At 61.6% G+C, this 13,981-nt stretch carries 10 protein-coding genes; 2 read left to right on the plus strand and 8 right to left on the minus strand.

The features are described 5' to 3' along the window. The first annotated feature begins 12 nt into the window (after window positions 1–12). Entirely contained in the window at window positions 13–1,149 is a 1,137-nt protein-coding gene (gene rffA / locus RZA67_RS13260) for a dTDP-4-amino-4,6-dideoxygalactose transaminase (RefSeq protein WP_317213194.1), read from the plus strand. A 29-nt stretch (window positions 1,150–1,178) separates the two neighbouring features. After that, window positions 1,179–2,639, plus strand: a complete 1,461-nt coding sequence (locus tag RZA67_RS13265) for a hypothetical protein (protein ID WP_317213195.1) — start codon at window positions 1,179–1,181, stop codon at window positions 2,637–2,639. A gap of 127 nt (window positions 2,640–2,766) precedes the next feature. Here RZA67_RS13265 and RZA67_RS13270 read toward each other — a convergent pair whose 3' ends face one another. The 8 genes from RZA67_RS13270 to RZA67_RS13305 all read right to left on the minus strand — a co-directional run bounded on the left by RZA67_RS13270 (window position 2,767) and on the right by RZA67_RS13305 (window position 13,966). Continuing rightward, complete coding sequence (locus tag RZA67_RS13270) at window positions 2,767–3,321, minus strand: hypothetical protein (protein ID WP_317213196.1); 555 nt, start codon at window positions 3,319–3,321, stop codon at window positions 2,767–2,769. A 436-nt stretch (window positions 3,322–3,757) separates the two neighbouring features. Beyond that, on the minus strand, window positions 3,758–5,230 hold the full coding sequence (locus RZA67_RS13275; RefSeq protein WP_317213197.1) for a hypothetical protein: 1,473 nt from the start codon (window positions 5,228–5,230) through the stop codon (window positions 3,758–3,760). Continuing rightward, the gene (locus RZA67_RS13280) at window positions 5,227–5,946 is read right to left on the minus strand and encodes a glycosyltransferase (RefSeq protein ID WP_317213198.1); all 720 of its coding nucleotides are present in this window, start codon (window positions 5,944–5,946) and stop codon (window positions 5,227–5,229) included. Before RZA67_RS13280 ends, RZA67_RS13275 begins: the two co-directional genes overlap by 4 nt. Before the next feature lie 57 nt (window positions 5,947–6,003). Then, a complete protein-coding gene (locus tag RZA67_RS13285; protein ID WP_317213199.1) occupies window positions 6,004–6,915 on the minus strand; it encodes an NAD-dependent epimerase/dehydratase family protein in 912 nt (303 codons plus the stop codon). A gap of 12 nt (window positions 6,916–6,927) precedes the next feature. Beyond that, window positions 6,928–8,391 (minus strand): glycosyltransferase, encoded by a 1,464-nt coding sequence (locus RZA67_RS13290; protein ID WP_317213200.1) that lies wholly within the window; start codon window positions 8,389–8,391, stop codon window positions 6,928–6,930. Continuing rightward, a complete protein-coding gene (locus RZA67_RS13295; protein WP_317213201.1) occupies window positions 8,388–9,197 on the minus strand; it encodes a glycosyltransferase family A protein in 810 nt (269 codons plus the stop codon). Before RZA67_RS13295 ends, RZA67_RS13290 begins: the two co-directional genes overlap by 4 nt. A 294-nt stretch (window positions 9,198–9,491) precedes the next feature. Continuing rightward, entirely contained in the window at window positions 9,492–12,176 is a 2,685-nt protein-coding gene (locus RZA67_RS13300; RefSeq protein WP_317213202.1) for a hypothetical protein, read from the minus strand. Between the two features lie 5 nt (window positions 12,177–12,181). Continuing rightward, a complete protein-coding gene (locus RZA67_RS13305; RefSeq protein WP_317213203.1) occupies window positions 12,182–13,966 on the minus strand; it encodes a methyltransferase domain-containing protein in 1,785 nt (594 codons plus the stop codon). Window positions 13,967–13,981: the final 15 nt, after the last annotated feature.

The following is a 13,981-nucleotide window of genomic DNA, read 5'->3' on the forward strand; positions in this document are numbered from 1 at the left end:
AAAGGCGTCTACATGATCCGCTTCAATCGTCCATACATGACGGGCACGGAACTTTCGTCCATCGCGCAAGCCCATCAGAACGGCCACCTTTCGGGAGACGGTCCGTTCACGCGCGAGTGCCATGCCTGGCTGCGTGAAAGAACCCAGGCCAAAACCGCGCTTCTGACCCACTCCTGCACTGCTGCGCTGGAAATGGCGGCTCTTCTTCTCAGGCTGGAGCCTGGCGATGAAGTGATCATGCCGTCGTACACCTTCGTTTCTACAGCAAGCGCGTTTGCGCTGCGCGGCGCGGTTCCCGTTTTTGTAGATGTGCGTTCGGATACGCTCAATATTGACGAGGCATTGATCGAGCAGGCAGTTACTGCAAAGACCAAAGCCATCTGCGTAGTGCATTACGCCGGCGTTTCATGTGAGATGGATGAAATCATGGCCATCGCACAGCGTCACGGCCTTCGGGTCGTTGAAGATGCTGCACAAGGCATCATGTCCAGTTACCGCGGCCGTCCATTGGGCACTATTGGCGACCTGGGCGCCTTCAGCTTCCACGAAACGAAGAACATCATTTCCGGGGAAGGTGGCGCCCTGCTGTGCCGAGACGAGGAATACGGCGAGGCCGCGGAGATCATCCGCGAGAAGGGCACCAACCGCAGCCGCTTCTTCCGTGGTCAGGTCGATAAATACACCTGGGTCGATGTTGGCTCTTCGTACCTGCCGGGTGAGATCACAGCGGCATTCCTGTCCGCGCAGATGCAGCACGCCGAAGCGATCACCCAGCGCCGCCTGGCGATCTGGGACCAGTACCACACCTGGGCGCAGAAGCACGAAGAATCCGGGCGTCTACGCCGGCCAGTGATACCTGCGCACTGCACCCACAACGCGCACATGTACTACATGCTGATGCCAAGCCTCGAGCACCGCACTCGTTTCATTGATGGTCTCAAGGAGCGTGGGGTACAGGCCGTGTTTCACTACATTCCATTGCACTCGTCGCCTGCAGGCATGGAATGTGGCCGTGCTCAGGGCGACCTGCCAGTGACGAATGACGTCTCCGAGCGCTTGGTCCGGATGCCGCTCTGGCTGGGGCTGGAACCGGAGATGGGACACGTTCTCAGGAGCGCGGATGAAGCAATTGAGGAGGCGTTCGCTTGATCACCCCAGCGGCTGTACCTGGCGCCGCGATGTTGCCATTGAATAGGCGAAGCCTGTTCACCCTGGCTTACGTCTGCGCATTCCTCAGCTCGAAGTTCATGGGGCTCACAGTGGGGTATGCACTGGATGACTACGCCGTCAGTCATCCCGGCGCTGAGGGCTTGGCCGCATTCTTCATCAGCCAGGGACGCTATACCAACGCTGCACTCGATGCTCTGCTGCATGCGAGCCAGCTGAACATGACCAGTTTTTCAGTCGTGGCATTTCTAGCCACGCTGATCTTCAGTGCCCTGTTCTACCTGGAAGTGTTCAACCCGCGCACGCCCGCGCGACCGAGCATTGTCGTGGCAATGGCCGCACTGCTCGGTGCGCATTCGTATTACACCGAGTACGTAACTTTCCGGCAGTCGGCACTCCCGATGTCGGTAATGTTCGGCATGCTCTTCTTCGCAGCCCGCCAGTATCGGCTCGCCTGGGCGGGTGATCGGCGTGTGTTGAGGTTGACGGGGGCCTTGCTTGCCGCTCTTGTGGCCATGGGTGCCAATCAGCTGGCGCTGTGCTTCGCAGCGATCGGGCTACTCTATATGCACCTGAGCGCTACGGTGGAACTGCCTGGCCATGCTTCGTTCCCGGAGCAGGCGAAGTCAGTCGGCAAGGCAATTGCCCTCACCGGCATCGCTGGCGCGGCACTCAGCATTGGCAACCTGCTTCTTGCAAAAGTCATACGTCTGCTCGCTGGCGTCGAGTCCGACGGTCGCGCCGCTCTGGTGGCCTTCGACCAGTTACCCGAGCGCGCGCATCAGCTGCTTGACCTCATGCCGACGCTGCTGATCAAAGCGGAGCCGATCGCGAGCACGCCAGCTAAAGCGCTGTTGATGCTCGCAGTTCTGACAGTGCTGCTTCCCTTATCGAGCCCGCGTCGGCGCACGGTGCTGGTGGCTCTGGGCTTTGCAATCTGCAGCTGGGGGATCGCGCTGCTTCCACATGCAGTAACTGGCGCATGGTGGCCGGTCCCGCGCACGCTTGTTGCAATTCCGATGGTAATCGCCGGCACTCTTGGATTGTCCACTGGACTTGGTCGCGTGCAGGCTGGCGTCGCGGCAGCTCTGACACTGGCCGCAGCAGTGCTCTTCTGCGCGCATAGCAACGCTATGTTGACAAACCAGCAGCGAGTGAACCGGTGGGATATCGCACAAGCCCAAGAGATCGCCTACCGTGTCGCTGAACGTTACCCCGAAAGCTACAGCAAGCTTGCGGTAGTCGGTGGGACGTGGGCTTATCCTGTAGCTCCGCTCGCAGCGCAAGGCGACATGAATCTCTCGGCATTTTCCATCGGGTGGGCGATCGACCCCCTGTTCGATGAGGCCACGGGGACGGACATGACCGTGCGCGTAGCTCCCGAACTTGCCGAGATGTGCGCATCGAGACCCAAGTTTCCGGCACCCGAGGCGACCATTGAGTCCGGTGGTGAAATAGTAGTCTGCCTCTAGATGTCAAGCCATAAAAACGGCGCCAGATGGCGCCGTTTTTATGTGATGCAACGATTACACGGGTGGTTACCCTCGCCCGCTCACACGTTTCGACACAGGCCCGCAGTTCTGCGTAGCCTGCGCATGATCAGAGCTTGACCGCCGGTGCGATGTGCAGGTTGCACGACCAGTTCTGGTCCGCGTCGTCGGCAAGCGCAATATGCAACTGCAGAGACGATGCGCCTGCAAATGTTTCCGGGGTGATTTCCATCTTCTCCCCCATCTTCGGATCCAGCAGCTTCCCTTCGCCGTCGCCGACGCTCACTTTGATTTTGTAAGCGCAGGCTGCGCGGCCGGCGGTCAGCGAGTACGAACGGGTGGCATCCGTCAGCTCAACGTCAACCGAGCGCTTGAAGAATGGTGGCAGCGGAGCAACGCTGAGCCCCCCCTCCTCGAACTGATAAGAATCGTAGTCGAGGTTCATTTCCTTGGAAGCCATTTCATCCGGGAAGACAGGCTTGATCGACTCCGTGCCCTGCCAAGGGGACTGCGGAGTTGCTTGTTCCTGAGATGCAGGCGAAGCGCTGGGTTCAGTAGTGGCTGCAACGTCGTTTTCCTTGCCGGCTTTGTCACCGCATGCGGCGAGGCCGAGCACGCCCAGCATGAGCAGCGGCAGTCTGGGGTAAAGACGCGGGGACTTCATGAGTTGTATTTTCCTGAGATTTGGATTTTTAAACGATATTGAACGTGATAGAACGCCGATCCTTGACGTAGAAACTCATCCCACCCGGCAATTCCGCCAAGCCTCCGGGCAACGCATGCAACGACAAGCATCCCGGCGGACGCCGATTCTAACGCAGGCTTTGCGGGAACGGCACTGGGCACAGATATCTAGGGTGGCCTCAGAATGGCGGACCAAGTGCTCAGCCAAGGCGTGGGCCCGACCAGGACGATCGCCTACGTCCCGGACCACGTTGGCTCTCGACGATCGCCTACGTCCCGGACCACGTTGGCTCTCGATGTCGCAGCATGAGGCTGCTGCGCTTGCTGGATGAGCAGAGACCAAAGCTCGGCGCCAGACTTCGGATACCCGTGCCTGCCGTGGACTGCCCAACCTCACGCTTGCGCCCCGCGCGGACTCAAGTGCCGGAGCGTCCATCCTTGCTGTAGAAGGGTATCTTCTCCAGAGCCCGGACAAAATCTCCCCAACGGCGCAGTGACAGCGCGTCGGTTTGGCGGCGGAGATGTGCATCCAACATTGCGGGGTTTTCCAGCACCCCGCGGAGCCACGCTGTGCAGGCGACGGCGACATCAACTCCTGCTGGGACGACGTCCTTCACCAATGACAGATCAGAGACACCTTCTGGATCGATAACGAGAATCGGCAGCCCGGCAACAGCTGGCTCAAGCATTACGCTCGGCACCTCATCCGGGCCGCAGGTATAAAGAACTGCGGCGTGCTCTGGACGAATGATGCTATCCCGTGCAGCGGATGGACCCTGCAAGGTTACGTTGACCTGGCTTGCCAGATCCGCCAGCCACGCTGAACGCCGCTCACATCCGGGCGTCACGTGTACATCGAAGTCCAGGTCCGGCATCCTGCGTGCGATTTCCAGAACGAGCTCAGGAGGAGGCTGATGACCAACGCTGCTTGCCCACAGCACGCTGGGTCTACCAGATGCTTGACGTCGCGGCCCCTCCCGCACTGAGGGGGCGACTTCCACGGGAAAATGAACGACGTTGAACAGCTCAGGCGGCACTGGATGAAGACACATGCAATGTTGCCGTGTGAGCACCCCGTCCGCGATAACCGCGTCAATCTTGAACGCGTTGTCCCGCAGATACCCGGGAGTGGATCCGGCGGCAGCTCCACCTTCTTCAAGATCGTTGCAGAACAGCGTCGCATAAAGCCGGGAAGCCCCCCGCAACGCAGCCGCGTGAGTTGCAACGCTTTGCCAGCCAAGGCGGGAGTTCACGAGATGGATTCGCTTGGGCCTGGCCTGCAGCAGCAACCGGCTCAGTACCAGCACCTGCTCCCCCCGCAGAGAGTCCAGCGGCGCTAGAAGCCTGCCCGCGTCAATGAAAGCGACGCCCGCCGGCAGCCTTTCTGCCCACGGTGATTCCCGCGCCTCCGTAGCCATGACTGCAACTGAATGACCGAACGACTCAACGCATGCCCGCACGTAATGCAGTGCCCCGGCAGCCACATCGCCTCCGGCCAGGTCCGGAACCAGGAACAATGTATCGAGATCGTCCCGCAGTTGCGACCGTAGTACTGCAAATGCATGGCCGGCGTCGACGCGGTAGACCGGTGCCGATGCACCCAATGGCCGGCGTCGGATAAATGCTGTGGGATCAAGCTCAGGAGCCATGGTGCGGGAAGCGCTATCCATGTCACTGCGTAACCACTCTGGCAATGCACGCGCCCCCCTGTCATTCGGAGGAGTCAGCAACGCTTCCACTGAGAGACGGGGCACGCGACCGCGTGTCAGCCTGTGGGCAACGTTCATGACCCATTGCTTGCTGCGGCGCTGCGCGCCCAGCGAGAAACGACTCCACAGCGCCCAATCGGCGGCGCGATAAAGACACCTGCCGAGCCGGCCAAGGCTCACGCCAGCATCTCGAGAAGACGGGAAGGCGGCGGAAGCGCGGCCTGGCCGATGTAACGCGTGTTTACCGAGCCTGCGGCTTTGATCCTCACGTACTGGACCGTCTGCGGGGCGATGATGTTCGTAGCCCCAACGGCAAGCGTCTCTGAGTTCCAGTGCCAATCCTCGAAGCCCAATCCAGCACGGTCTTCGGCACGAACCCAGTAGGGCACGGCATCGAACAACGAGCGTCGCGCCATGCAGCCTGTCGTCCAAGGGTTGATCACAACTAGGCAGCACGGATCGAAAGCAGCGTCATCCGAACCGGTCTGCCAGCCGATGCTCGCGGCCTGATCGAACTGTACGATTACCTGCGGACGGATGATCAGCTGCCTGGAGTCGGTTTGCAACATTCTCGCGGCTACCGACAGAAAGTTCTCCGAGAACATATCGTCACCATCACAGATGGCAACCAGCTGACCGCGACATGCCGCGATTCCCGCATTACGGTTTGCGCCGACGTCACCCAGGTGATGATGCAGTATCTGATCCTGCGGCTCCCGGTCAAAGGCGTCGATTACACGACACGTGGTGGCCGATCCATTGTCTACCGCAAGCACGAGCTCGACATGGTGGCCATGCTGGGCGGCGAATTTCCTGGCTCTATCCGCTGCGAGCAACGTAGGCCTCGCCTGCTCGCGCTCGTCGTGAAAAGTGATCAGCAGTGAGATATCAACCATGGCCGCTCCGAATGGACCGCTCCAGCGCTGTTTCACAGCGGCCTGCATCAAGCACCTTCAAGCGGACTGGAACGCCTGAACGGTCGCACGAATGCCGGCCGTGAGCTCAGTTCTTGGATACCACGCAAAATCTCTGCTCGCCCGGCTGACGTCAAGGACAACGCGCGACACATCGAAAGCGCGCGCCGACACGTGCTCGAGCTTCGGCTGCATGTTCAGCGCGCCAGCTACCTCGTCGATGATCTGCCGCACGCTTGTGCCGTGGCCGCTGCCAGCGTTGTAGACGCCGCAGAGTGTCGAGAAGCCCGCTTTCTCCATCAGCTCCACCAGGTCGCAAATATAAACATAGTCGCGTACTGCAGAGCCATCCCCCCAAATCTGCAAGGGCAGCCCGGAACTGATCCTGTCGATGGCCGTGGAGACCAGACCCTGGAGACCCAACTTGCCCTGTCGAGCGCCGTAAGGATTCGATGCGCGCAGAATCACCGGCTTGAGACTGCCTGTGCGCTCATGCATCAGCAGATAGCGCTCGATGGCCAGCTTCACGATCCCGTAGGATGAGATGGGCCGTGTGGGGGCCTGCTCATCCACCTTTTCGAGGTCAAGATCGCCGTAAACGGTCCCACCTGACGAGAGATAGACCAGGCGCTCACAGCCCGCCTGATGCATCGCGTTCACCAGCGCCAGTGTTCCAAGAAGATTCCCCTGAACGTCTGCCACAGGATCAAGGTTTGCGGTACCGGGGACAGTCGTGCTGGCGAGATGGTACACGAGATCGGCACCTTCAAGAGCTCTGGTCAGCAGGGTCGTGTCGTCAAAGCTTCCCTGCAGATAACGGATCCCCGTCCAATCGATGTCCGAACGCGGCGCGCCCCTGTCGATGACAGTCAGTGCGTCCCCGCGCGCAGCTAATTGCAGCAGGAGATGTGAGCCGATGAAGCCGTTGCCACCGGTGATGACGATATTCATGGTGTATGAGCCTCAGCGCGGGGCGCTGTTCTGTGCTCTTGCATTGTCTAGGTTTGCCAGGAAGTTGCCCCAGCGCCGCTGCGTATCAAGCATTTGCCGCTGACGCAGGACAAGGCCGTCGCGCGCCGCGACCGAAGCCCTCAAGGCCTCCAGCGTAGATACGAATGCGTCGACATCTTCCGGGCTCGCGATCAGATCATCTTCGCCAAGGAAATCAACGATGCCGCCTACTGCCGGCGCGCAGATGGGCAGACCAGCAGCCGCGACATCGAAGAGGATGGTCGGTGTGCCTTCCCAGGCGGTGGTATGCAGATAAGCGAAGTGCTCGGGAGTAACGACCTCTTCAAGACGGCGGAACTCACCATGCAAGGTCACGTTGGGCAAATCGTGAAGGACCTTCGCCGAAGACTCACCTTGGCCAGAGATCACCGCGGTACCGTAGACGTCGAACTCAACGTCAGGCATACGAACGGCGATCCGCGCGAGAATGTCCGGACGCTTTTGCCGATCCAGCCTGCCGGCCCAAAGAATCCGACGGGCGTCCAGCCGGCTGATCGCCTTGGCGGGCACAGAGTCGATATCACCGTCATACGGGAATGGAAGCACCGTGAACGTGTCGAGCGGCACGCCGAGATCATGCGACCATATCCGCGGGTACTGCGAATTGTCGCAGAAGATTGTGGAAAACTCCTGGTAGCAATCGCGGAGATAATCGCGCGCGTAGCCGACCGGCACCATGTTCGCATCGTAGTCATCGCAGAACAGCGACGCGAACAACGTCGAATATTGGCGAACCGGCTTTGCGTACTGCCGCACCATCTCCCAACCAACGCGGGAGTTGATCAGATGGATCACAGGGGGCTGGAGCTGCACCATGAGCCGAACCAGGATGGCGACCTGCCGGTCAAAATGCAGGTGACCGGCCAGCAGCCCGAAATCAACGAAGCGAGTGCCGTCTGGCAGTCGATCCGCCCAAGGCGACGGCGTGGGTTCGGTGGCGACCACCAGGATGTTGGCTGATGGAGTCGCTTCAATGATGGCGCGCGCGTGGTAGATGATCCCACGGTCGGCCCCTCCCTGCTTCAACCAAGGCACCAGCAGCACATGGCTGAAGCTACCGTCACCCACCTGCTCAAGCAGCTTGTAGTACGCCTCGCCGGGCGCCGGATCAGCGGGAACCGAATAGAAACCGTACTTGGACAGGTCGCCCCCTGCAGGAATGAGCTCAGGTTCCAGGTGGGCAATCGCACGCATCTCCTCCTCGACCCAGGCCGGCATTGACGGCACGGTCCAGCTTGATGCTTCGGGCGCGGGTGACTGGCCGTTGGCCATCTCAACGCGGTTGGCCACCTTGCGCATGAGGTCGGCAAGCTTGCGCACGAATGCCGTACGGACAAGCCGACGTGCCGCTCGGGTCCGTTCGATGCGCTTTACGAAGGCGGAGTTGGCGATCCGGCGGACAAGATTGTTGCTCATTCCTCTTCCACTCCTGCCGCCGCCACTGGCCTGTCGAACAGAGCCGTGCGCGGCACCAGCGTCTTCAGAGCGTGACTCGCTTCATTCAGTGAGCCGCGCCACTTGCGCCGGTAGAAATAGATCGATCCCCATGCAAGACGATGGACCACGCCTTTGGCGATCGTTTCACAGTTCCAGTACCAGTCCTCGTACCCGAAGCCCGTCGTTCGCGGGTAGCACGCAACGTATGGAACCTCCTCGAACACGCGCCGATGTGCGAACGATGCGCTGATCCACGGGTTGATGCACAACAGGGAATTGCGGTCGAAATACTGGCCCGCCTGATCGACCTGCCAGTTGAAGGCACTGTACATGCCAAAACTCAGCACCATTTCCGGATGCAGAATGAACCGCCCTTCCTGACGCAGCGCCTCCTGCATGTGGGCAACGAAATAACGACCGGAAATAAGGTCATCACCATCAAGGGTGCAGATATACGGCGCCGTGGCGACGGCCACGCCGGCATTGCGCGCAAGCGCAGCATCACCCACGGTCACCTCAACGATGTGCTCAGTGCCATCCAGGTCAGGATGACCTTTTACTATTGACTGCGTGAGCGCGTCGGCGCTGTCGAGAACGATGACGAGCTCAACGCTCAGCCCCGCTTCGCGGGCGATCGCCCGCGAGGCGCTGTATGAGCGAAGCGCTGTATGCGCGAGTACACCTTCCTTGTGCATCGTCACGATCGCGCTCAAGCGCGGAAGGGTCACTGGGACCACCTCTGGCGCGGGTTCTGGCAACGGATATTCAACACGACGCTTCTCCATGTTTACAACGTTTCAACTCACGCAGCTCCCTCACAGTTAAACCTGTCCCGGGGGCATTCCCACCGGCTAGCTTGCCTGCCGATGTGGGTATCGGCCCCCGCATTCTCGTGCTGAGCGTTTACTTCCCTGTTCACCTTGTCCGAGGTGGCTACCCGCTTTCAAGGCGGCAGCAATTGTACCTGAGTTGGTCCGCAGTCGTACCCGCGGTTCTGTCCGTTGGCAGGGTGCGGAAGCTTGGACCAGCAAGCCTCGTGCCGGCCCTGAGGGCGCAGTAGGACCACGGCGACGAAATGGTCAACGGGGCAGGCGTCGGGAGACCCTCCGCCATAACCGGAACATTACACGCAGGACCGGCTTCATCGGCAGCGAATCGATGATCGCTGCAAGACGATCCATCTCACGCGCGAGCTGGTCCCCCTGCAGACCGGTCGTATTCGTATCGCCCAATGCACGACCACACGCCCTGCCCAGTCCGTCGGCCGCTTCAACCAGGCGTGCATGGACATCGCGGTGAGAGTCGTGATCGTCCCCAAGCCGCGCGAGCTGGCGCTGCAGATCATCGGCCCTGCTTCGCTGCTGCTCGACCTGCGTCTGCAGGCCGGCCATTCCACGCTGAGCGTCGTTTCTGGCGGTCCGGTAGGCGGCAATGGCACCGGCGTACCGATCACGGAGCAACGCAATACGTTCATGGTTGTAGCGGTTTGCCAACCTGTAGGCCGCGTAAAGATCCTGGTAGCGTACGTCCTTGCCTGCCATCGCCTGCATGACGCTGGCCAGACGAGCAGCAGCCTCTTCCCGTTCCGTCTCGCAAAGCCGTTCGCGCTGGGCCAACTGCGCTTCCAGCTGCCTGCGCTCCTCCAGCATCTCGAGCCGCAGACGCTGCTTGTCTTCATGAGCGAGCCTGTAGGTCGCGAGCAGATCTCCATAACGGTCCTGCTGGTCGGCGAACTGCCGCTCGGCACGCTGGTAAGCCAGACGATAGGCCGCCGAGAGATCGGCATACAGGCTTCGTTGGCGCTGAAGTGACTCTTCCGCGGACTTGTGCGCCAGCCTTGACGCTGCAAGTGCCCCCTCGTGCTGGCCATGCATTTCAGCATGGTCGGCCGACAACCTGGCAACCTCGGCGGTGAGCACTTCGTACTGCGAGTGCAGCCAGTCTTTGCCTTGTTGCAGCTCGTCCTGCCAAGCCCGGTGCCGCGCCAGTTCCTGCTGCAGCCTGACGATCTGTTGTCGCCATGAGCGGTTGGCCCAATCCCAGACCAGACCGCGGCGTAGTGGCGTTTCTGCCGTCAACCGCAGTGCATTGGCAGCGCTTGCGGCTTCGTCCATGACCGCAGCGAACTCTGGCATGCCGAAGGTCTCCGGACATGCCGGATCGCCAACCACCTCCCGCCAGTCCGAATCATGGGCAAGTCGGCGAGCCTCCTCAATCCCGCGCTGCCATGCGCTGCGCGCGCCGCTGATGTCGCCAAGGGAAAATGCCAGCCAGCCCAGCGAGAGCGCGGCAGAGGTGGTCTTGGTTCCCAACAGAGGACTGAAGGCCAGAACGTCCTGCGCCAATACGCGCTCATACCAGCGTCTGGCACTCTCCAGATCACCTTCGCTCTGACAGCGGCGGCCAAGGACATATGCAATGGATATCTGCCAACGCAATGCGGTGGGATTCGGTGGAATCGCAGCGACATAGGCTTGCGATGCCTGCTGGATGCGCCCCCCGTGCTCACCTGCCATCGCAACGCTGTCGTAGAGCAGTACGCACAGGGCCGCGCCTTGGTCAGCGGAACCTGGCGGCGCGTACTCAAGGATTTCCACTGCGATGGCGCGGCGCTGCGAAACCGACTCGATCCTGTAGCCGATCGCTACAATCAAGCGCACAACGCTCGCATCCAGATAATCACGCTGGAAGGCGACGATGTTCGGCATATCACTGTCAGGCAGCTGCGGGTACGCAGTCCCATCCAGGGAAATGGCCATCAACACCAGCACACCATCGCTGGCCCACTGTGGCGCGATCGGTTGTGTGAGATCGAGCTCGATCCTCTGTGCCGGGCTGACGACATCGCCGCCACGCAGGAGCCATGCGCGATCCACGGCGAATCCCGCAACCTTCAGCTGCTCCTCGTACTTCTCCCAATCTGCTGGCTCGGGACTACTTCGTTCCACCAGCAGGCGGCCGCTGCGCCGTAGCACACGCCCAGCCTGGGCAAACAGCCCAGCGGCCTGCTCACCGGACGGTACGTCAACCAGCAGCAGAAAATCCGTCCGGCGACCATTGACACCCGAAAGCGATGACACCGGCACATAACCATCGGGATCAGGATCCTCGACATCCGCTACGTGTCTACTGACACCCAGCCAGCCACAGCGGGACTGATCCCGGACGATACGCCATGCGTCCGTAGCCCCTGGGGCATGCAGCAGGACATCATCACCCGGCCGAACGAGCGCAGCGGCGAGGCTGAAAACGTTGGCCTGGAGGATCGCCTCGGGCGAATCCAGTCCGACCCCGGCTCGGCCCAATGCAAGCTGCGAATGACCCGCAACCGTTTCCTGCATGACCCATGAGGCGGTATGCAGTGCCCAGCCCGAGGCAGTCGCCGCCTGCCACCAGTTTACCGGCTTGGCAACTCCCCGCGGTGCAAACAGCACCAGAGAGTCGACCGCCAGTTGCAGAACCCACGGCGGTACCTCCTGGCCCGACGAAAGGAATACGGCGACATCAGCCGTAGCGTCGACCAGGGGAGTAAACGTGTTGTCAACAGCCGACGATCCGCTCGTCGTTGCCAGCTCCATCATGGAGACGACCACACACCCGGAGGCACGCAACGGCGCAGCCAATGCGTCCAGCCCTGCCCCGGCCAGAAAAATCCGGCAAGGACCCTGCAGCCGGAGCACGACGCCGGCCATCGCCTCTGCTGTCGCACCATCCAGGACGGACGGTTGCCGGGCGACGTCGACGGTTTGCAGTTGGTCAGCCATCTGAATTACTGCGACGCGTTTCCACTCAACCGTGCGACTTCTGCGGTCAGCTCGTGGTACTGCTCATCCAGCCAGCGGCGCGCACGCTCCAGCTCCGATGCCTGGGACTCCAGATGCGCGATCCTTTCCACATGTTCATGGAACTTGCCGTCGAGCCACTCCTTCGCATCGATCAAGGCCCGGAGCTCGCGAGCGCCGAGATTCACTGGGTCATCACCTTCGGCGGCACCCGCCACGACGGCTCGGTCGTCTACATCCACGCTCCATGGGCCGTCCAGTCCCAGCAGCTGGCATGCGCGGCCGTGCGCGGAGACCAGCCGCCCCAGCAACCCTGCGGTTGCGCGCTCGCCGGCGAGTGCATGCATGGCATCGCTCGAAAGCGCGAGGATGGACGCAGCATCCCGCTCGGCTCCGTCACTGCCCAGTGCCTGCCGCGCTGCGTCACGGGCGCGCGCCCATGCTGCGGTCGCGCCGGCATCGCGCTGCGCCAGCAGCGTCCAGCCGTGCAGCCCATGGGCCAATGCGTGGTCAAGCGGCTCGCCCTCGGTCTCGATTCGTGCAAGTACCTCGTCAACTCCCTGCAGCGCTCCCAGACGGAGCGCCTCGCGCAGGCGCTCCAGGGCATTGAGCTCCTCCCCACCCTTCTTGCGCGCCAGCACAAGCAGCCACTCACCGTCGCAGGCGGGCCCACGCTCGGGATCCACTTCGAGCATGGAACGCGTTGATGTATGGCGCTTCTGACCACCCCCCGCATCCTGCAGCCAGGCACGCTCGATCTCGAACCCGTTACGATTGAACTGGGCCCGAAGCCGCTTCCAGTCGTAGACATGGAAATGGAAGGGGTTCGGATCCTCACCGGACTCATCCGACCAGTCATTGGGGACACTGGCGTAGACGCGGCCCCCAGTCGTGAGTACGCGGTGCAGTTCGGCCAACAGCAGGTCAGGCTCTGGCAGATGTTCGAGCGTTTCCACCGATACAGCAAAATCAGCCGACCCGTCCGCCATGTCCCGCAGATGCTGAGCATCGCCGAGCACGAATTTCATCGGCATGGGCGCTTGCGCGGCGAAATTGAGCTGCGCGTAATTTACCGCGTACTCGCTGGCATCAAGCCCGATGAACGACGCCGCGTCACAGTTGTGTGCGACCTGGTAGGACCCATAGCCCAACCCACAGGCCACATCGATTACACGATCGCCGCTGCGCACAAACCGCGCTGCATGGGCGTAACGGGTCATGTGGGCGTCGGAACGGCGCCCCGGCTCCCGGGTCATATCCGTATGCAGATCGCGCTCTTCAACCAACGCCTGCAGCGGATAAACCTCGCGCGCCTCCGGGTTGACCGACTCGAAGCCGATCAACTGCACCCCTGCGACGGTATCCAGTTCGCCGTAAGGTGCGAGGACCTCGTTCAACGGATGCTTCCGCCAGTCCAGCGCCATCATCGCGCGCTCCCAGAATGCGCGGGATGCGGTAGTGGCCGCGTCGCCTGCTATCAGCAGGCACACCGGACCGGTGAAATCTCCGAGCATGCCCGCAAGCTGCGCAGTGGCCTCGTCGTTGCCCTCGCTGCGGTGGCGGACGAGCACGATCGCTGCGGCGACACTGTCCCGCAGCGGACCCTGATGGATGTCCAACCCCATTGCACGCAAGCCACGCGTGATACCGGTGCCCCCTTCGCCCAGAACGGCCACCTGCCCTGGGGGCAGCCAGTCCAGCAGTCGTAGAGCACTGGCCCGCGCCGCGCCGGGCGAGATGTCAAGGGTAGAGCCTGAGGAAGTCGGTTGCATTGCAAGAGATTCCAA

The organism is Stenotrophomonas sp. C3(2023) (genome assembly GCF_032911385.1).
In the GTDB taxonomy this organism is placed as follows: Bacteria; Pseudomonadota; Gammaproteobacteria; order Xanthomonadales; family Xanthomonadaceae; genus Stenotrophomonas.

What these genes read in the sequence shown, in the direction of transcription:
- RZA67_RS13265 (WP_317213195.1), top strand. Translation starts at nt 1,179, where the DNA reads ATGTTGCCATTGAATAGGCGAAGCCTGTTCACCCTGGCTTACGTCTGC.
- RZA67_RS13280 (WP_317213198.1), bottom strand. Translation starts at nt 5,946, where the DNA reads ATGGTTGATATCTCACTGCTGATCACTTTTCACGACGAGCGCGAGCAG.
- RZA67_RS13295 (WP_317213201.1), bottom strand. Translation starts at nt 9,197, where the DNA reads ATGGAGAAGCGTCGTGTTGAATATCCGTTGCCAGAACCCGCGCCAGAG.
- RZA67_RS13305 (WP_317213203.1), bottom strand. Translation starts at nt 13,966, where the DNA reads ATGCAACCGACTTCCTCAGGCTCTACCCTTGACATCTCGCCCGGCGCG.
- RZA67_RS13300 (WP_317213202.1), bottom strand. Translation starts at nt 12,176, where the DNA reads ATGGCTGACCAACTGCAAACCGTCGACGTCGCCCGGCAACCGTCCGTC.
- rffA (WP_317213194.1), top strand. Translation starts at nt 13, where the DNA reads ATGATCCGCTTCAATCGTCCATACATGACGGGCACGGAACTTTCGTCC.
- RZA67_RS13290 (WP_317213200.1), bottom strand. Translation starts at nt 8,391, where the DNA reads ATGAGCAACAATCTTGTCCGCCGGATCGCCAACTCCGCCTTCGTAAAG.
- RZA67_RS13285 (WP_317213199.1), bottom strand. Translation starts at nt 6,915, where the DNA reads ATGAATATCGTCATCACCGGTGGCAACGGCTTCATCGGCTCACATCTC.
- RZA67_RS13270 (WP_317213196.1), bottom strand. Translation starts at nt 3,321, where the DNA reads ATGAAGTCCCCGCGTCTTTACCCCAGACTGCCGCTGCTCATGCTGGGC.